The 19,532-nt window shown below is 62.3% G+C and carries 15 protein-coding genes; 7 read left to right on the top strand and 8 right to left on the bottom strand.

What is annotated here, in order from left to right:
* Positions 1-131: 131 nt before the first annotated feature.
* The 3 genes from EYF70_RS31360 to EYF70_RS13270 form a co-directional block, all read right to left on the bottom strand.
* Positions 132-3,203 carry a family 43 glycosylhydrolase gene (locus tag EYF70_RS31360; RefSeq protein ID WP_218943779.1) on the bottom strand — a complete coding sequence of 1,024 codons (3,072 nt, stop codon included), beginning with the start codon at positions 3,201-3,203 and terminating at the stop codon, positions 132-134.
* 93 nt (positions 3,204-3,296) lie between these two features.
* The gene (locus EYF70_RS13275) at positions 3,297-4,826 is read right to left on the bottom strand and encodes an alpha-N-arabinofuranosidase (RefSeq protein ID WP_131145831.1); all 1,530 of its coding nucleotides are present in this window, start codon (positions 4,824-4,826) and stop codon (positions 3,297-3,299) included.
* Between the two features lie 139 nt (positions 4,827-4,965).
* Entirely contained in the window at positions 4,966-6,039 is a 1,074-nt protein-coding gene (locus EYF70_RS13270) for a glycoside hydrolase family 62 protein (protein ID WP_218943778.1), read from the bottom strand.
* A gap of 573 nt (positions 6,040-6,612) precedes the next feature.
* Between EYF70_RS13270 and EYF70_RS13265 the strand changes: the two genes are divergently transcribed.
* On the top strand, positions 6,613-8,058 hold the full coding sequence (locus tag EYF70_RS13265; protein ID WP_131145830.1) for a nucleoside hydrolase-like domain-containing protein: 1,446 nt from the start codon (positions 6,613-6,615) through the stop codon (positions 8,056-8,058).
* A 775-nt stretch (positions 8,059-8,833) separates the two neighbouring features.
* On the top strand, positions 8,834-10,069 hold the full coding sequence (locus tag EYF70_RS13260; RefSeq protein ID WP_131145829.1) for a glycoside hydrolase family 27 protein: 1,236 nt from the start codon (positions 8,834-8,836) through the stop codon (positions 10,067-10,069).
* Positions 10,070-10,487: 418 nt separating this feature from the next.
* Here the strand turns inward: EYF70_RS13260 and EYF70_RS13255 are convergent, their stop codons facing one another.
* Both EYF70_RS13255 and arsN2 read right to left on the bottom strand, forming a co-directional pair.
* Positions 10,488-11,075, bottom strand: coding sequence for a hypothetical protein (locus EYF70_RS13255; protein ID WP_131145828.1), 588 nt, complete (start codon positions 11,073-11,075; stop codon positions 10,488-10,490).
* A 139-nt stretch (positions 11,076-11,214) separates the two neighbouring features.
* Positions 11,215-11,673 carry an arsenic resistance N-acetyltransferase ArsN2 gene (gene arsN2 / locus EYF70_RS13250; protein ID WP_131145827.1) on the bottom strand — a complete coding sequence of 153 codons (459 nt, stop codon included), beginning with the start codon at positions 11,671-11,673 and terminating at the stop codon, positions 11,215-11,217.
* Between the two features lie 207 nt (positions 11,674-11,880).
* Here arsN2 and EYF70_RS13245 point away from each other — a divergent pair, with 207 nt between their 5' ends.
* The 4 genes from EYF70_RS13245 to arsH all read left to right on the top strand — a co-directional run bounded on the left by EYF70_RS13245 (position 11,881) and on the right by arsH (position 14,742).
* The gene (locus tag EYF70_RS13245; protein WP_131145826.1) at positions 11,881-12,204 is read left to right on the top strand and encodes an ArsR/SmtB family transcription factor; all 324 of its coding nucleotides are present in this window, start codon (positions 11,881-11,883) and stop codon (positions 12,202-12,204) included.
* 110 nt (positions 12,205-12,314) lie between these two features.
* On the top strand, positions 12,315-13,595 hold the full coding sequence (locus EYF70_RS13240) for an arsenic transporter (RefSeq protein ID WP_131145825.1): 1,281 nt from the start codon (positions 12,315-12,317) through the stop codon (positions 13,593-13,595).
* A gap of 9 nt (positions 13,596-13,604) precedes the next feature.
* Positions 13,605-14,033, top strand: a complete 429-nt coding sequence (gene arsC / locus EYF70_RS13235; RefSeq protein WP_131145824.1) for an arsenate reductase (glutaredoxin) — start codon at positions 13,605-13,607, stop codon at positions 14,031-14,033.
* The gene (gene arsH / locus EYF70_RS13230; RefSeq protein WP_131149079.1) at positions 14,026-14,742 is read left to right on the top strand and encodes an arsenical resistance protein ArsH; all 717 of its coding nucleotides are present in this window, start codon (positions 14,026-14,028) and stop codon (positions 14,740-14,742) included. The genes arsC and arsH overlap by 8 nt, the downstream gene beginning before the upstream one ends.
* Before the next feature lie 144 nt (positions 14,743-14,886).
* Here arsH and EYF70_RS31840 read toward each other — a convergent pair whose 3' ends face one another.
* From EYF70_RS31840 to EYF70_RS13220, 3 genes are all read right to left on the bottom strand, one after another.
* Positions 14,887-15,018, bottom strand: a complete 132-nt coding sequence (locus tag EYF70_RS31840) for a hypothetical protein (protein ID WP_259772427.1) — start codon at positions 15,016-15,018, stop codon at positions 14,887-14,889.
* Positions 15,019-15,068: 50 nt separating this feature from the next.
* Positions 15,069-15,332, bottom strand: coding sequence for a hypothetical protein (locus EYF70_RS13225; protein ID WP_131145823.1), 264 nt, complete (start codon positions 15,330-15,332; stop codon positions 15,069-15,071).
* A 102-nt stretch (positions 15,333-15,434) separates the two neighbouring features.
* Positions 15,435-17,639 (bottom strand): OsmC domain/YcaO domain-containing protein, encoded by a 2,205-nt coding sequence (locus tag EYF70_RS13220; protein ID WP_131145822.1) that lies wholly within the window; start codon positions 17,637-17,639, stop codon positions 15,435-15,437.
* A gap of 545 nt (positions 17,640-18,184) precedes the next feature.
* On the opposite strand from EYF70_RS13220, the gene EYF70_RS13215 reads away from it, so the two are divergent.
* Positions 18,185-19,405 (top strand): acyltransferase family protein, encoded by a 1,221-nt coding sequence (locus EYF70_RS13215; RefSeq protein ID WP_131145821.1) that lies wholly within the window; start codon positions 18,185-18,187, stop codon positions 19,403-19,405.
* Positions 19,406-19,532 lie beyond the last annotated feature (127 nt).

Genomic DNA, 19,532 nt, shown 5'->3' with positions numbered 1-19,532 from the left:
TCCGTTGTTGGTAGGTTTGTGTACATGGAACGCCTGTCCGAAAGACAGCCATGTCTGGGACGTCTGGCTTTGGGACGTCCGGCTTCCGTTTGCCGCGCAGGTTCGGGCCTGCCTGCCCGGCGAGCCGGCGGTCACGGGGAGCCGCCGCTTCGACCTGTCCGGTAGTAGTCGAAGTCGACACGGCCGCCGGGTGTTCTGGTCGAATAAAAGAAGAGCGCGTAGCGGTAACCCATGAAATGGGGAAAGGTGTAGGCCAGGCGCGAGGGACGACCGATGGGGAGCCAGGATTTACCGTCGAGGCTATAGGAGAAGCGGGCCACTTCCGGCGCCCCGGGTATGCCGTAGATCTTGGCGCCGCCCTCGTCGAGGCCAAAGCGCGCGTCATCGGGCGCGGACTGGAATTGGGCTTCGACCTTCAGGTGAACGGTATTGCCGGCGAGGGGAATGGAAGCGATCTCCTCGGGCTGGCCGGCGTCGGCACTCACCATGACGAGCGATCTGGCGCCGCCGCGCATGGTTACGCCGGCAAAACCATACTGTTTCTGGAAAGCGGACAGGCCGGCCCAGTCGCCGTCTTTCATGCGGCTCACGTCGATGCTGGTGGTCGCGAAGCTGTCGGGCCCGAACATGCGCTGGGTGAGGGTATTCCTGGCCTCGGGCAGGCTGGCATCGACCCGGCTGGTGACAAAGCTCATGTATCCGGGGCGCCTGGTGAGCGACCAGTCGCGCGGCTCGGGATTGTGATTCCACTGCCAGGCCAGGGGCAGGGCCGGGGCGCCGGAAGGGCGGTCGAATTCGTCGGAGGCGACGATGCCGGACGCGCCGGACGCGCCTTGTCCGCCGGCGGGGATGTCGAGCAACATGGGCACCTCGCCGTCCTGGCCGAGCACGGGCCAGCCGTCCTGCCACGTCACGGGCACGAGGTAGGGGATGCGGCCAACCGCGCCGTTGTCTTTGAACAGATAGGCATACCATTTGCCCTCCGGGGTGTCGACGAGCCCGCCCTGGGCGATACCGCGGTCATCGAGCACGATGCGGCCCTCGTAGGGCCCGTCGATCGCGTCGGCGCGGTGGACGATGACGGAGCGCGCCCACCGCGTCTTCGGCGAGGCGATGTTGAACAGGTAGTAGCGGCCATCGACCTTGGAGAGCTGCGAGCCCTCGCCGCAGAGCCCGCCCTGGTCGGCACCGAACAGGGCGTTGACCTGTTCGATGATGGGCTTGTTCACGCCGCCAGGCTTGACGCCGGTGAGGTCGCGTTCGAGCTCGGTGAGCATGATCTTGTTGCACCCCCAGACCATGTACACGCGGCCGTCATCGTCGAAGAACAGGCTGTGGTCATTCATCAGGGGTTCGAAACTCGTCTCCTTCCACGGGCCGCGTTCGGGATCGCGTGTGGTGAAGACGTGGGTGCGTCCGCCGGCGGTGGGGGTGAACGTCGAGGCATGGAACACGCCGTCGTGGTAACGGATGCTGCTGGCCCACGAGCCGGCACCGTAGGCGTCCTTGCCGTTCTCGAGGCGGAAGGCTTCGCTGTCTTCGAGCGTGTCATAGGCGTAGGAGGCCATGTTCCAGTTGACCAGGTCGGCCGACTTCATGATCGGCAGGCCCGGGCTCATGTGCATCGTCGTACTGCTCATGTAGTAGGTTTTTCCGACACGGATGATGGCGATGTCCGGAACGTCGGCCCAGATGATGGGGTTATGGGCAGGCTTCAAAGGGGCCGCCGGAGGGACCCGGGACGCCATGGGGTCGCGCTGCAGGAATCGCCAGTAGTCGAACTTGAACAGTGCATCCCCGGCCGCACCGCGAAACACGAAGACGATATCGTGGACGCCGGCGGCGCCGGAGACCGGCACGGACTGCCGCGCCCATTCGCCACCGGTTCCCGAGACAGGCAGCGTGCCGATCAACTGGCCGTCGAGCTTGTCGAGACGAATTTCGATCGCCGCCCCGGTAGCCGTTCCCGCCTTGGCCGTGCTGGACAGGCTGGCCGTGAAGGTGCGCGCACCAGCCGCGCCGAAATCGACATTGCGCACCCGGATGTGGTCCCCGTCGTGGATGTCGCGCACATTCTGGCCACCCGCGCTGCTGGGCTCGATCTTGACACCGGAAGACCAGGCGATGGTCTCGGCTTCCACGCGCCTGTAGGGATCGAGGGTGGCGACCGGTGCCGGCCCTTCCTTCGTCGGCTGCACCAGCGGAATCGATCCATCCTGGTTGAACGTCAGCTCGTCGACCGCCACGGAGCGCTTGAAGCCGTCACCTCCCGGGAGCGCGGCGTTGTGATAGAAGAGGTAGGTCTTTCCCTTGAAATCGACCACGCCCGGGTGGTTGGTGAAGGCGCTTTGAGGGGCCATGACGACACCGCCGTAGGTCCACGGGCCTTCGGGTGTGGGACCGGTGGAGTAGGCGAGGTGCTCAGGGATCGGACCGCCGGCAAAGAACAGGTAGTGGAGGTTCTTGCGCTTATAGAGCCAGGGTCCCTCTTCGTACGAGGTACCGCGCAAGGCAGGTTTTGGCAGCGTAGTGCCCTGTGTGTCCGGAGGATTGCGCTCGCCCAGGGCCTTGACCGTCATCGGATGGCGAATGATGCCCTGCTCGCCGACGCTGGTGTCGTAGGAAATCATGTCCTTGTTCAGCTTTACCGACCAGAGATTGGGATTGCCCCAGGCGAGATAGGCCTGGCCCTTGTCGTCGATGTAGACCGTGGGATCGATGCTGTCATGCAGGCCGCCGGCGTGGCCGGCGATCAGCGGCTTCTTGATGGGATCGATGTAGGGACCCAGTGGATTATCGGCCACCAGCACGCCGATGCCCCGGCCATGCACGGGGGCATACATATACCATTTGCCATCCCTCTCGATCACCTGCGGCGCCCAGGCGCCGTTGTCGAACCCCTCCCAGCCCGAATTCTCCTTGGAGGCCCACGGAAAATCCCGGAGGGAGGCGACCACGCCATGCTGGGTCCAGTTCACCATGTCTGTCGTCGTGGCGAGCACCCAGTTCTTCATGTTGAAGCTGTTCTTCGCGCCGACGTCTTCGTCGTGGCTGGAAAACAGGTAGAGCGTGCCCTTGTGGACCATGGGCGCCGGATCGGCGGTGTACATCGTTTGAATGACCGGGTTGAGCGCGAACGACGTCGCGGGCAGCATGGCCAGCACGGACAAGAGAACGACAGCGGAGCGGATGGTTTTTTTCATGAAGGCCGGAGAAGGCGGAGTGAATCGGACAGGCGCATCGTGCGCAGGGCAACCGTGCTGAAAGGGATCACGAAGCCCATGCGCGGGAGGCGTTCACTTTTCCAGTGCGACGACCATCACGGCCTTGGCAGGCACCTTGATCGACAGCTTGCCGCCAGCGGCGCGCGTGCTGAACGGCGCCGGCCTGATGGCCTGCGGATGCTGGAAGGTGTTGTGCGCGTCCATCGCGGCCGCGGTAAGCACCTTGCCGGCCGCGCCCTGCAGCTTCGTGCCGGCGACGTCGACGGCGACATCGACCGCCCTGGACGGATCGGTGTTGACCAGCGCCAGGTACAGCTTGCCGTCCCTGGCACGTGCCGCCGATGCGCTCACGCCCGGAATGGTCACGGTTCCCAGGGTGTAGCTTGTGTTGTCCTTGATTGCCAGCGGCAGCGAGTCGGCATCCTGGAACGGCACATACATCTGGAAGGCGTAGTAGGTCGGGGTCAGGACCATCTTTTCCTTGTCGGTCAGGATCATCGCCTGCAGGACGTTGACCATCTGCGCGATGGTGGTCATGGGGACCCGCTCCGCATGCTGGTGGAAGATGTTGAAGTTGAGCGCCGCCACGAGCGCGTCGCGCAGTGAATTCTGCTGGAACAGCGCGCTTCGGCCGGCTGCTTCGTCATACCAGGTGCCCCATTCGTCGATCATCAGCCCGATCGTCTTCTTGGGATCGTTCCGGTCCAGCACGGCCACGTGGTCCTTGATCATCTGATCCATTTTCATGGTGTTGGCCAGGGTCGAGATCCACTCGTCTTCCTTGAAGCCGAGGTCCTTGCCCTTGACGTCCCAGTTGCCGGTCGGGACGGTGTACTGGTGGACGCTGATGCCGATCGTGCGCCCCTTCAGTTCCTTGCTCAGGACTTCGGTCCATGCGGTGTCGGAGCCGCTGGCGATCATTTTCGGCCTGGACTGCGCGGGCGCCCTAAGGAAATGCTCGTAATTGCTGTACAGGCTGGCGTAGTACTCGGGCTTCATGTTGCCGCCGCAGCCCCACAACTCATTGCCGATGCCGAAGTAGGCCACCTTGAACGGCTTTTCGCGCCCGTTCCGGGCCCGTAGCCTGGCCAGCGGCGAGCCCCCGTCCGCAGTCATGTACTCGACCCAGTCGGCCATCTCCTGCACGCTGCCGGTACCGACGTTGCCGTTCACGTAGGCCTCGGCGCCCAGCATCTCGATCAGGTCAAAAAATTCGTGCGTGCCGACGGCGTTGAACTCGTCTACGCTGCCATTGGCGTGGACGTTGCTCGGGCGCTGGTGCTGTGGCCCGATGCCGTCGCGCCAATGGTAGGTGTCGGCGAAGCAGCCGCCGGGCCAGCGCACCAGCGGCACGTGCAACGCCTTGAGCGCGCCGACGACGTCATTGCGCCAGCCCCTGGTGTTCGGGATGGTCGACTTCGGGCCGACCCACATGCCTTCGTAGACGCCGGTGCCGAGGTGCTCGGCGAACTGGCCGTAGACGTTCTTGTTGATGACCGGGCCGGGTTTGCCGGCGTCGATGCTGATGCTGACCGGGCGGGCGGCGAAAACCGGTGCCGCGATCATGGCGAGGACGACGAGACTGCACTTGACGATGTTCATACGGGGAGGGCGCTCCAGATTGTGATTGCCAGGATTGCTACAGGGCCGCCAGCGGCGCGGCGGCGTTGGCAGGAAGCGTCTCGCGCTGGCCGCCTTGGGCGCAGCGCCGGAACGATTCCCGCAGAGATGACGCAGTACGTCAGCGACAGAGTGCGCTGACCGGGTTTTCACCTTTCGCCGTAATCACGCCCAGGCGGTAGGGAATCTTGATGTAGTCGTTTACACGCACTGCGGGGTCGTTCCCCTGGAAAAGGTATTCCAGCGGCCGGCAGGGATCGATCGTCATTGTCTGGTCGGTATTGGTACGGACCAGTTCACCGTGCGAAATGCCTTCCGACCAGATGCGTTCAACGTTATCGCGGGTCGCAAAACCGTTCATGGGCGCGGAAGAGAAGGGCTCCCATTTGCCGTCCAGGCGATCGCTCTTCCAGATCCGGAAGTAGCGGCCCTGTGGCGAAATCGCTTCCACCAGCGTAATGTAGGTATCGGTCCTGGCGACCCTGTAGGTATTGCTCGCCTCGAAAACGTCTTCCTTTTTCCCGGTCATCACGGCGACGGTGTTATGGAAGCCGTTCGGGAAATTGGCCAGTTCGGTTTCGGACCGGAGCAAACGGCCATTATCGTCGGTAGCGAACATATAGCATTTACTGTCATCGCAGATTACCCAGAAGTCCAGCCAGCCAACGCCTTGCGGCGGCTTGACGATGTCGGGTTCTACTGGAAAGAACTTTTTTGGCGCGCTCCAGGACAAGGGATCGCCGATATCCTTCGAGGTTGAATACAGCGGATCGGCACCTTGATAGACGAGATACCATGTTTTCTGCGGAGCGAAATAGAATACTTGCGGCGCCGCGCGATAACCCGGCCCCATCGGGGACTTGTCGAGCGGGATAATCTTTGCGGCCGGCGCGTCCGACCATTTCTCGAAGCTTGTATACGCGAGCCCCCAACCGGCGGATCCGGCCGTTGTGAGAAACACGTGATATTTACCGTCCGCGAAAACGATCGAAGGATCTTTCACGCCGTGGATTGTCTGGACTGGATCCGGTCGAGGCGCGATGAGCGGTGGGGTCGACGTCCAGTTGAATGCCAGCCTGGCGGGCGACACCGCTGGCTCGGCCGGGCCATTGGCCAGTGCCTGCTTTCCACCCCAACTACATATTGCCATGGCAACCCAAAGGGTTGCCCCGATTCCGCATCCTGCTCGATTCATTACATTCTTCCTCTGTTTGGCGCGTCGACAAGCGACTGGGGAACCCCACAGTCTTCTTGGAGTCTGCCGGTTCCGTCTCGAAACGGAGCATAGGGCGGAACATGCGCATGCCGATAAAACAGAGTGCAGTGACTTCTGCATTCGCTGATTTTGGCAGGAAGTGTGCGAAAGGTGCTACGTCGCATGCCCGCCAGCGCGCCGCCCACCGCTCCCTCCGAAGGGCACGGTCTTCGCTCATGGTCCGCTTCGCTGCCGATGCCGAAAGAAACGTAGGGGTGGCTGCCGACACGCCTGGAACCTTGGAAAAGCGGCAATAACTCTCAAGGTCATACGATTATCCGCACACTGCAAGCATTTTCTGGAAAATCGCTACCGATGACTGCACCGTTATTCCTATGCTGGCTCGGCCTGGGAAACTTGGGTAGCCTGATCGGCCGGCGGAATAACAAAATCCTCGACACGGACTTTCCCGGTGCGCTGTTGAACGCGCAATCCGTCAGCTGCCCGGGCCCATGACCAGCGAGCGGACTGGAAAGCCGTATTTCCATTCCAATATTCCAATTCCATACTGAGATGATGCGACTATTTTCAATCACGGCGATGCTGGCGGCTTTACTGGCATGTGTGCCGGCCCCTGGCTTCGCCGAACCCCGACAACGCCTGGTTGTCCTCACCGATATAGAGGCCGACCCCGATGACAGCCAGTCACTCGTACGATTGCTGCTGTACGCAAATCAGATCGATATCGAAGGTATCGTCGCCACGACCTCGACGCATCAGAAGTCGCGTATCGCACCGGCCTCGATCCACGCGATCATCGACGCCTACGGCCGGGTACAACCCCGGTTGTTGAAGCACGAACCAGGTTTTCCGAAAGCGCAGGCGCTGAAAGCGGTGGTGCATGCCGGTTCGCCGGTCTACGGCATGCAGGGTGTTGGCGACAGCGGGGACTCGCCGGGATCGAACGCCATCATCGAGGCCCTGGAGAAAAACGATCCGCGGCCACTGTGGGTCGCGGTCTGGGGTGGTGCCAATACGCTCGCTCAAGCGCTGTATCGGATCGGCCATGACAGGACGCCGGAGCAGACCGCTCGGCTGCTAAGCAAGCTGCGCGTCTACACGATCTCCGACCAGGACGATTCCGGAATCTGGATACGCACCCGGTTTCCCGATCTGTTCTACGTTGTCAGCCCCGGCGGGTATGGCAACGGCACCTGGACTGGCATCAACGTGACCGAGCCGGGATTCGACAGCACGGAAGTGAGCAACAGCTGGATCGCCGCGCATATTCAACAGGGGCATGGCGCTCTGGGCGCGATCTATCCGGATGTCGCCTATGGCATGGAGGGCGATACGCCATCCTTCCTGTCCTTGATACCGAACGGCCTGAATGCGCCCGAGCATCCCGACTGGGGCGGCTGGGGAGGGCGCTACGAGTTGTACACGCCGGCGTTGGAAACGACCGATCCGAAAGGCTTCACCGGCAACGTACCCGTATTGCAAGAGCCCCGCGCCATCTGGACCAACGCCGTGGATAGCTACACACCGATGGTCCATAACGACTTCTTCCGCGCCGTGCGCGCCCACGACAAGGTTTCCAAAGGGTACAGGACCACCATCCTGCGCTGGCGCAAAGACTTCCAGAACGATTTCGCCGCCCGCATGGACTGGTCCACCAAGCCATACAAAGAGGCGAATCATCCCCCGGTCGTAAAGCTCGGCCATGGCGACCGGCTGACCATCAAATCGGGCGAACGTTTCACGCTGAGCGCCGCAGGCAGCTCCGACCCCGATGGGGACAGCTTGAGCTACCTGTGGTTTCACTATCCCGAAGCTGGCAGCTACAGGGAGCAGGTCAAGCTGGGCGACGCGGAAAATCTTCACACCGTCTGGGGGCAGGCGCCGGTAGTAACGAAGGCGGAGACCGCCCACTTCATCGTCAAGGTGATCGACAAGGGCAGTCCGCCGCTGACACGCTACCGGCGCATCGTTGTGACGTTCGTGCCGTCCGCCCCCTGAGCAAGCACGGAAAGAGCGGCGACCCCAGCGCCTGCTGCGGCGTTTCCTGTCGCCTGGAAGGGGCTGGTGCCTGGAACGTTTCGGGCTACGTGTGGAAGAGGGCGCCACGCCGGATGAGCCTGTGGGCGTGGGGCGCATGGTGACAGCCGGCGACGTTCTTGCGCTGTACCTGGCGCCCTTCAGAGCGTCGCGCTAACACCGAAATGCGCTGGCGATGCAGGTCTTGCCGATCTGATTCATCGCATGGGGATGAGATGCGGTGACCACGTCAGGCAAGAGAAAAGGGCGCCAATAGATCAGCTGACCTTCAAAGAGTCCCAGGCGAATGAACGAAAAGTCTTTCGTACTGGGGAAGGTCGCTTTGTATAGATGGAAAACTCGGCTGGCTGGAGAAGCACGGCTTGCTATGGGGCCGCACGAGAAAATACATTCTGTCCGAGGGAAGTCACTGCAAGGGGGATTTCGGAAACCCTGGGCATCACCGCAGGATGATCGAATTGCGAATTGCCTTGCCGACGATACTCCGGAAAGAATTCGTACTTTCACGTCGATGCCCGGTAATGGCTGTACAGCAGGCAGGATGCAAGTCAGTTTTATTAAACTCGACATTACAGTTAGTATTGTCGAGTTTAGTGTCGAGTTTTAATAATCGGCCGCGCCCTGCGCTTCGGCTGCGAGCCAAGCGGTATTTCAATTGCGGTATCAGATAGAAGTGCAGTAATCATTACACGCTTACCAAGTCAACTTATAACATCGACAGAATAGAGGATTCACGATGAACATGAAACACACTGCACAGCTCGTCGTAGGTGGCTTGCTGGCTGCCGTCGCCTGCGCCAACAGCTGGGCTCAAAAGTTCGACGGCCTGGCCAGCACCCCGCAAATGGGCTGGAACAGCTGGAACAAATTCGCGTGCGACATCGACGAGCGCCTGATCCGCGAGACCGCCGATGCCATGGTCCGGCAGGGCTTGAAGGACGCTGGCTACCAGTACGTGAACATCGACGATTGCTGGCAGGGCCAGCGCGACGCGGACGGCACTATCCAGCCCGACCCCAAGCGCTTCCCATCCGGCATGAAGGCGCTGGCGGACTATGTGCATGGCAAGGGACTCAAGCTGGGCATCTACTCGGACGCGGGTGCGACCACCTGCGGCGGCCGTCCCGGCAGCCGCGGCCACGAGTATCAGGATGCGCGAACCTACGCGAGCTGGGGCATCGATTACGTGAAGTACGACTGGTGCGACACCCCGGGCTTGAATGCCGAGGCGGCCTACACCACGATGCGCGACGCGATCGCCAAGGCGGGCCGTCCAATGCTGTTCAGCATATGCGAATGGGGCATGAGCAAGCCGTGGGAATGGGCTGGCAAGGTCGGCCATTCTTGGCGGACCACGCCCGATATCTATAACTGCTTCGACTGCCAGTTCAGCCCCGGCTTCTCGACTGGCCTGGGCGTGCTGCGCATCCTCGACAAGCACGCCGACGCAGGCCTGCGCAAGTTCGCAGGGCCCGGCCATTGGAACGATATGGACATGCTCGAAGTGGGCAACGGCATGAGCGACGATGAAGACCGCGCCCATCTGTCGATCTGGGCCATGATGGCATCGCCCCTCATCCTGGGCAACGACCTGCGTTCCATGTCCGAGGCGACCCGCCGCATCCTGACCAACCCAGGCGTGATCGCGGTGAGCCAGGACAAGCTCGGTGTGCAGGCGCTGCGCGTCCTGGCCGACGGTCCGCTGGAGCTCTATGCCAAGCCGCTCGACGGCGGAGAATGGGCACTGATGTTCCTGAACCGCTCCAACCAGCCTGCCGACGTTGACCATGACTGGAAGAAGCAAGTCCTGATCGATGACCTGAGCAAGAGGTCGGTCGATTTCAAGCAGTCCGTCTACCGCTGGTCCGACCTGTGGAGCAAGAAGACGGGCGACACCAGCACCAAACTGAAAGCGCGCCTCGCGCCGCACAGCGTGTTGATGCTTCGCCTGACTGGCCCTGCGAAACCATAGGGCGCGCGCGGGCTGGCCACCAGCGGCGCTGATGGCCAGCGGGATCTGGAACCGCCTGACGGAGACGCATTTACGTGAAAATGGGTCCCGCCAATCTCGCTCGGGAAGTCAGAAGTCAGAACACAGCCTCATGAACATGGGCACGATACCTGTCGCTGGCGTGAACTTGATGTGGACTGATAGGGCATGTAGCCGTCTGCGCATCCACACCCGCCAGGGTGCCCATAGTTCGCATTTGACATAATATAGATTATGCGAAGTTATGTGGTTGGGATCGCAGCAGCTCTTTGGCTCCTTGTAGCTGGCTCCCTGACGAAGTCTCCTGTTCCGTTTGCAGGCAACTTTGGCGGCCACGCTGGTTCGCAACCATCCAACGTTTCCCTCCGACTCGAATCGCACCAGCGCATGCATGCGTGGATCAACCGGCATGCGTAGCATCGAATTCGCCGGCACGGATGATTCCCCTGTTCGTGACAATCTTCGCGCAGTAGAACTCTTTTGCAACCAGTAACTCCCATTGAGCGGCGGCGTTTCGCTTCACATTCGGGTAGTCTCCGGGTCCACCCTTGAGGAACGGGACGATCTTGACGATGCGCTTGCAACCATCGCGGGCCTGCAGCAGTGTTTCCTGTTCAGAGATGAAGGCGTTCCATGTACCCTCAAGTTGGTATCCATCACCCTGGTAAGCGGCAAAACGCGTCTGGTCCGCGACCCGCACATATTCGACGGATGACCGCATGCGATTCTTGTCCTTGTAATAGATCCGCTCCTTCACCCAGCCACCGGAGAATTGCGTCGTGGCATGCCAGGCGAAGTCCTGGCGCGCAACTGAACCAATCAACAGCAACAGTGCATAGCCATCGGCCATCAGGTGGCGAGAAAGGCCGAGGCGGTCGGCGATTTGCTGAGGCTCCTGTTCTGTTACCTCGGCAAGTTGCGTGACAAATCCCCTCTTCGAGCAATATTCGAATAGTCGGGGCCTGGTATCTGCGGAACCATCTGCCATGTCGCTGCTCCCTTCATCAGTCTCCAACCCTCGATGTCTTGAGTGTATGCGTCGGGGCCGCGGTGTCAACAAAAGACGGTTGCTCAGTTCTCCATGCTTGGCACATCCGGCTTTCCAGCCCTGGCATGCAACGCCGTGATTACAGCCGCGGTTCAATGTCCAGCGAGGCCATCATGCAGGTCGCGGATGCGGGACAGACGCCCTGAAATTCCCGGGATGCGTGCAGCGCGGCAGGCGCGGAATCACGTTCGACGACCGTGAATCCGTGCCGTGCAAAGAAATCGGCGGCAGTCGTGGTCAGGAGGTACAGGTGCCGAACGCCGTGGTCGCGCGCCCTCACCTTGATCGCCTCCAGTAACTGCTCGCCGATGCCCTGGCCGCAGCATCCTTCAGCCACCGCTACCGATCTCAGTAATGCCACGTCGCCATAGCGTTCATAGCCACCGACGCAGCACATCGCGCCGCTGTTTTCGCCGATGACGAACTCCTCGAGGTGGTCGCGAGCGCCGTCCAGGGGCAAGCGTGCCGCCAGTAGCAGCGCTTCGATGGACGGCCAGTCCGTCGCGGTGGCCGGTCGAAACGTCAGCAACTTCTCCATGTTTTCTCCTGGTTGCGGTGTCGATATACAAGCGGGTACGGTGCCTGGAGCTGCGATGCGTGATCACGGGTGGCATTGCCCACTCGACGGCCAGACATTACGACCGCTCCCGCAGCGCCGTCAAGATAATTCGATAATGTTTGAATTGTCGAACGTGCTGATGTAAGATCCTTCAACGATTGTCGAATCATCGAATGGAGCATCAGCATGCAGACGAAGGAAGTATTGGCGGCGCTGTCGGCGCTGGCCCAGGAAAGCCGGCTGGCTGTGTTCAGGCTCCTGGTGCAGGCTGGGCCGGCAGGGCTGGCCGCGAGCAAGATCGCCGAGGAACTCGATATCGCACCGTCGTCGCTGTCGTTCCACCTGAAAGAACTCACCCATGCGGGGCTGTTGACCTCCCGGCACGAAGGCCGTTTCGTGATCTATTCGGCGGATATGCCAACGATGAACAGCCTCATCGGCTTCCTGACCGAGAACTGCTGCGGCGGCATTCCTTGCGGCCCTCGCAATGACAAGGCGAGATCATGCTGACGCTGATCCCGCTATGCCAGCGCTGCGCTCGGCCGCCACGCTATTGACCGCCCTCCCCGTTTTCTCGACTCCCCGACCACAACGATAAACGTACTGTTTAGGATGGACCCGTGCTGATCGCGTTCCTGATCTTCCTCGTTACACTCATCTTCGTCATTTGGCAGCCGCGCGGCCTCGGCATCGGCTGGAGCGCAGCGGTCGGCGCACTGGTCGCCCTGCTCGCTGGCGTCATCCATATCGCCGACATTCCGGTGGTGTGGCACATCGTCTGGAACGCGACCGGCGCCTTCGTTGCGGTCATCATCATCAGCCTGCTGCTGGACAAGGCCGGCTTCTTCGAGTGGGCCGCGCTGCACGTGGCGCGCTGGGGCAAAGGCAATGGCAAGCGCCTGTTCGCCATGCTTATCCTGCTCGGCGCGGCTGTCGCCGCGGTGTTCGCCAACGATGGCGCGGCCCTGATCCTGACGCCGATCGTGATCGCCATGCTGCATGCGCTGCGCTTCAACGCCCGCTCCACGCTGGCCTTCGTGATGGCCGCGGGCTTCATCGCCGACACGGCCAGCCTGCCACTTGTGGTGTCGAACCTTGTCAACATCGTCTCCGCCGACTATTTCGATATCGGCTTCGCCCGCTACGCGGCGGTGATGGTGCCGGTGAATCTTGTCTCGGTGGCCGCGACACTGGGCCTGTTGTTGCTGTTCTTCCGGAAGGACATCCCCGCCGACTACGACCTGGCGCAGCTGAAGCGCCCCGACGAAGCCATCCACGACCGCGCCACGTTCGTCACCGGCTGGTGGGTGCTGGGCTTGCTGCTGATCGGCTTCTTCTGGCTCGAATCGCTGGGCGTGCCGATCAGTGCCGTCGCGGCTGCGGGCGCCCTGCTCCTGCTGGTCGTCGCGGCGCGTGGCCACAAGATCTCCACACGTGAAGTCCTGCGTGGCGCGCCCTGGCAAGTGGTCGTCTTCTCGCTCGGCATGTACCTCGTCGTCTACGGGCTGCGCAATGCCGGGCTGACCGGCTACCTGACCGCGCTGCTGAACCGCTGCGCCGAGTACGGCGTGTGGGGTGCGGCGCTGGGCACCGGCTTCATCACGGCGATCCTGTCGTCCATCATGAACAACATGCCCACCGTGCTGATCGGGGCCCTGTCGATCGATGCCACCAGCACCCAGGGTGTGGTGCGCGAAGCGATGGTGTATGCCAACGTGATCGGCAGCGACCTGGGGCCGAAGATCACGCCGATCGGCAGCCTGGCCACCCTGTTGTGGCTCCACGTGCTCGATAGCAAAGGCATCCACATTTCGTGGGGCTACTACTTCCGCGTCGGTATCGTGCTGACCTTGCCGGTACTGCTGATCACCCTGGCCGCACTGGCCGTTCGCTTAGCCTGAGGAGACATCATGAGCGTCACCATCTATCACAACCCCGCCTGCGGCACGTCCCGCAACACACTGGCCCTGATCCGCAATGCGGGCATCGAGCCGGAAGTCATCGAGTACGTTCAACATCCGCCGAACCGTGCGACGCTGGTCGAACTGATCGACCAGGCGGGGCTGACCGTGCGCGAAGCCATCCGCGAGAAAGGCACGCCCTATCTCGAGCTGGGCCTGGATGACCCGGCCGTGAGCGACGAGCAGCTGATCGACGCCATGCTCGCCCATCCGATCCTGATCAACCGTCCATTCGTCGTCACGCCCGCCGGCGTGCGGCTGTGCCGCCCCTCGGAACTGGTGCTCGATATCCTTGCCGAGCCCCAGCGCGGCGCGTTTGCCAAGGAAGACGGCGAAGCTGTCATCGACGAAAAAGGCCAGCGTGTTCACCATGGATAAGATCTCGAACCTGCCCAACATTCGCGCCGACCAGCTGGACATTCCGGCGCTGCCGAAGCTCGATCCCGTCGGCGAAATGGACCACCCGCCGCGCTTCCTGCTGCTGTACGGGTCGCTGCGCGAGCGTTCATTCAGCCGCTTCCTGATCGAAGAGGCGGCGCGCATCCTCGAGCATTTCGGTGGCGAAGTCAGGATCTTCGATCCCACCGAGCTGCCGATGGCCGGCAGCGTGTCCGAGAATCACCCGAAGGTCGTCGAGTTGCGCGAGCTGTCGCTGTGGTCCGAAGGGCATGTGTGGTGCAGCCCCGAGCGGCACGGCGCCATCACGGCCGTGATGAAGAACCAGATCGACTGGATCCCGCTGGAACAGGGGGCGGTCCGCCCCAGCCAGGGCCGCACGCTGGCGGTCATGCAGGTCTGCGGTGGTTCGCAGTCGTTCAACGTGGTCAATACGCTGCGCCTGCTGGGCCGCTGGATGCGCATGTTCACGATCCCGAACCAGTCGTCGGTGCCGATGGCGTACAAGGAATTCGATGACGATGGCCGCATGCGCCCTTCCGCGTACTACGACCGGATGGTCGATGTGATGGAAGAGCTGTTCAAGTTCACGCTGCTGATGCGGGGCCGCACCGATTACCTGACGGATCGCTACAGCGAACGCAGCGAGCGCGCGATGAAGGCGATCGACAGGCAGTTGCAGAAGATCTGATGGCTGGACAGCGGTGATGCGGGCACGCATACACTCGTGTGCCGGATACAGTGGCCACGAAGACATCGCGGCCAGATAAAGTGTCCAGAGAAAAAAAGGGCGGCCGTGGCCGCCCTTCTCTTTTACTCGATTACCTGGTGCCTGTTAAAAACAGCAAGCCAGCATCTTCAGGCAGCACTCGATACTGCCGCAGCAGCCATTCGCCGCGGCGAAGGCAGCGGTGGAAGCAGCCAGCAAGCCGGCTGCGATCGTGATCTTGACGAGTTTCGATTTCATGATGGATTTTCCTGTGAGTTGAGAACATGGGGTAGAGAGAACGCCATGCCTCAATCAGGTGGCACCCAGATCGTCCGGTAAGGCGACGGCAAGTCACCGCCGGGAGCGGAAGGCTGGACAGCGCCTGCCGAGATGACCGCCCAGCTGGCAAGGGCCGGCGGCGGTGCAATCGCTGGCGCGCCGGGGGCGCAGCCCATGGCGATACAGTCGACCGGACAATGCTGATCCGGACAACAGTCGTGCGGCGGAGGCGGTCCGGCGACGGCACTCGCGCACAGGCAGATGGTCAGGATCAGCAGCAGAATCGCTTTCATGGCGTCATTCTAGCGACTTTTCCGCGGCCCTCGTGGATTCTCCGGCAGGCGCGGATCCTTGACAGGGCTCGATACGCGCCGCGCGGAATCATGACGCCCAGGTCAGCGCGTCGCAGCCGCCGCGGCAGCCCGCGCCTTGTGCAGTTTCCGGTAGCTGTCGAGCAGCCGCTCGTGACGGTCGAGGCCTTCCAGCTTCATGCTGGTCGGCGTCAGGCCATGGAACCGCACCGTGCCGTCCACCGATCCCAGCACCGCGTCCATGCGCGCGTCGCCAAACATCCGGCGGAAATTGACGACGTAATCATCCAGTTCCAGGTCTTCGTTCAACACCACTTCGAGCACGACGTTCATGGCCTGGTAGAACAGCCGGCGCTCCGCCGTGTTGTCGTTGTATTGCAGGAAGGCGCCCACCAGCTCGTGCGCCTCCTCGTACTCTTTCAGGGCGAGGTTGATCAGCAGCTTGAGCTCCTGGATCGTCAGCTGGCCCCAGTCGGTGTTCTCGTCGAAGTCGATGCCGATCAGCGTGGCGATGTCCGTGTAGTCGTCCAGCTCGCTCTCTTCCAGGCGCTCGAGCAGGGCTTCCAGCGCGGCATCGTCCAGCGAATGCAGGTTCAGGATATCGGCGCGGAACTGCAGCGCGACGTTCGTGTTATCCCACACCAGATCGTCGACCGGATAGATTTCCGAATAGCCAGGCACCAGGATCCGGCATGCGGTGGCACCGAGGTGGTCGTACACCGCCGTATAGACTTCCTTGCCCATGTCGGCCAGGATGCCGAACAGTGCTTCGGCTTCCTCGGCATTCGAGTTGTCGCCGTGGCCGGAGAAATCCCACTCGACGAAGTCGTAGTCGGCCTTGGCGCTGAAGAAGCGCCACGACACGATGCCGCTGGAATCGATGAAGTGTTCGACGAAGTTGTTCGGCTCCGTCACCGCGTTGCTGGCGAACGTGGGTTGCGGCAGATCGTTCAAGCCCTCGAAGCTGCGCCCTTGCAGCAATTCGGTGAGACTGCGCTCCAGTGCCACCTGCAGGCTCGGATGCGCGCCGAACGAGGCGAACACGCCGCCCGTGCGGGGATTCATCAGCGTGACGCACATGACCGGGTACTTTCCGCCCAGCGACGCATCCTTCACCAGCACCGGGAAACCCTGCTCTTCCAGGCCCTTGATGCCAGCGACGATGCCCGGATACTTCGCCAGCACGTCGGCCGGGACGTCGGGCAAGGCGATTTCGCCTTCGATGATCTCTCGCTTGACCGCCCTTTCGAAAATCTCGGACAGGCATTGCACCTGCGCTTCGACCAGCGTGTTCCCGGCGCTCATGCCGTTGCTGACGAACAGGTTTTCAATCAGGTTGGACGGGAAGTACACCGTCTCGCCATCGGAGCGCCGCACATACGGCAGCGAGCAGATGCCGCGCTCCACGTTGCCGGAGTTGGTGTCGACCAGGTGCGAGCCGCGCAATTCGCCATCCGGATCGTAGATATCCAGGCAGTATTCATCGAGGATCTCGGCCGGCAGCTTGTCGCCGCGGCGCGGCTTGAACCAGCGCTCTTCCGGATAGTGCACGAAGGGTGCGTTGGCGATATCCTCGCCCCAGAACACGCCGGCGTAGAAGTGGTTGCAGCTCAGTCGCTCGATGTACTCGCCCAGCGCCGATGCCAGCGCGCTTTCCTTGGTCGAGCCCTTGCCGTTGGTGAAGCACATCGGCGAGTGCGCATCGCGGATATGCAGCGACCAGACATTGGGCACGATATTGCGCCACGAGGCGATCTCGATCTTGATCCCCAGCCGGGCCAGCACGCCGGACATGTTGGCGATGGTCTGTTCCAGCGGCAGGTCCTTGCCGGGAATGTAAGTGGTGGTCGCCGTATCCGGATTCACCGTCAGCAAGGCCTGCGCATCGGCGTCCAGGTTCTCCACTTCCTCGATGATGAACTCGGGGCCGGCCTGCACCACTTTCTTGACAGTGCAGCGGTCGATCGAGCGCAGGATCCCTTCGCGGTCCTTGGCGGAGATGTCCGCCGGCAGTTCCACCTGGATCTTGAAAATCTGCTGGTAGCGGTTTTCCGGGTCGACGATATTGTTCTGCGACAGACGGATATTCTCGGTCGGGATATTGCGAGTCGAGCAATACAGCTTCACGAAATAGGCCGCGCACAAGGCCGACGAGGCCAGGAAGTAATCGAACGGACCAGGCGCCGAGCCATCGCCCTTGTAGCGGATCGGCTGGTCGGCAATGACCGTGAAATCGTCGAACTTGGCTTCCAGGCGAAGCTTGTCGAGAAAGTTGACCTTGATTTCCATGGGAGTGTTCCAGTAGTGCTCGAATCGAGTGAGGCCGCCATTATCCGTTGTTTCCGGCGAATGGCATAGGCTGTCGGTTCTGCGGGCACCGGTGTCCGGTCGCTGCCCTGTCATGGGTGCGGTGAGTGCCCCTGCTCTCTTGCAAGCGGTACGACGGTTGCTGGTCGCCCTCCGTTTTGTAGACTGGGTGCGTGATCAGTCGTTGGCTTTGTAACCAGCCGTGTGGAAATACCTTTCGGTTAGTTGCAAATTTATCTGGAAAGACAGCTCGTGGGTGCGCGGTGCCGGCCCGGATATGACTGCGTGGGAACCGTATTTTACTTTCTTTCAATATTGCCTGGCTAGCTTCCGTTCGCACCCTCATTTGCAGCCCGGATCCGACCAGGGCTGGCATGCGTCGCACCGCCCTGCTTCCTGCACGCCCTCACAGCTCGGCCATTGATGCGCGGCCCTGTTCGTAGTACCTTCCGGCAGCGTTTGTCGGGCTTTCGCCAGACCGCATTCAGGCGGAGATTGCCATTACTGAAAAGAACCTTCCCCTGGCGGTGGCCGCCCTTCTGTCTCACGGCACCGATCATTCGCGCGCGCCGGGCATCGACCTGCTGCGCGCAGCGGCCATTGTCGCGGTCATGCTTTATCACATCACCAGTCACGGCATCGCCCTGCCGGCGCTCGTGGAACATGGCTGGATGGGCGTGGACCTGTTCTTTGTCCTCAGTGGTTACCTGATCGGCTGGCAGCTGTGGCGCCAGTATGCGCAGGGTGGCACGCCGGACTGGCGGAAGTTCATGGCAGGGCGCGCGCTGCGGATCCTGCCCGCCTATTACGCTGTGCTTGCGCTCTATGTGCTGTTGCCGGGATGGCGCGAAGGCGGCGACCTGCAGCCGCCGTGGAAATTCGTCACCTTCACATTGAACCTGCTCCCCGACTGGGAACAGGGCACGGCCTATTCCCATGCATGGTCGCTGTGCGTGGAAGAACACTTCTATCTGCTGTTCCCCGCCGTTGCCTGGCTGCTGGCGCGCCGGCCGGGCACCCTCCCCGCCGTCGCCACCGCGGTTGGCCTCATCGGCGGCGGGATGCTGCTCAGGGCGTGGCTCTGGCGGCATGGCGTCGCACCGCACCTCGATGCCGGCGACACTGGCACCGCCATGCGCCAGTACGTGGCGACGATCTACAATCCGACCTGGTCGCGCCTCGACGGCCTGCTGATGGGCGTGCTCCTGGCGGCGGTGCGTGCCTTCCGGCCGGGCTGGTGGTCATGGCTGATGCGGCGCGCCTGGTTGTCCCTCGCGATCGGTGCGGCGCTCCTGGCCTGCGGCACGCGCATCGCCCCCATGAGCGCCGCGGGCGCCGTCGTGCTGTTCCCGCTGGTGGCGCTCGGCTGCACCTGCCTGCTGGCCGGCGCAGCGAGTCCGGCCACGTGGATCGGCCGTCGCGCGCTGCCCGGGGTCGCATCGCTCGCCATGCTGGCCTTCAGCCTGTACCTGACGCACAAGCAGGTCTATGGCTGGCTCGATGCCGCGTTACCGGGACTGGGCCGCCAGGCGCCCGTGCTTGCGCTGCTGGTCTACGCTGCCGCATCGGTCGCGGTGGCCGCCCTGCTGTACCTCGCCATCGAACGGCCGTTCCTGCGACTGCGCGATCGCTGGCTGTCCGGGAAAGCGGAATCGGCTGCCGCCGTCATTTCGTCTGTGGCGCCTGCCGGGGCCGCGGCATCCCCAGGCCCCTCGTCCGCCCCTCGTGCGACGACATCCGACTCTTAACAGGAACTTAACCACCGCTTAACTGAGCCGCGACGCCTGGTCCGCTACCGTGCGGAATGGCGCGCGCCGCGTACAACATCCCCGTTGTAGGCCGGCAGCGCGCACCACCGACCCAGGCACATCGATC

Source organism: Pseudoduganella albidiflava, from assembly GCF_004322755.1.
Taxonomy (GTDB): Bacteria; Pseudomonadota; Gammaproteobacteria; order Burkholderiales; family Burkholderiaceae_D; genus Rugamonas; species Rugamonas albidiflava.
This window is presented reverse-complemented; position numbering and strand designations above follow the sequence as displayed.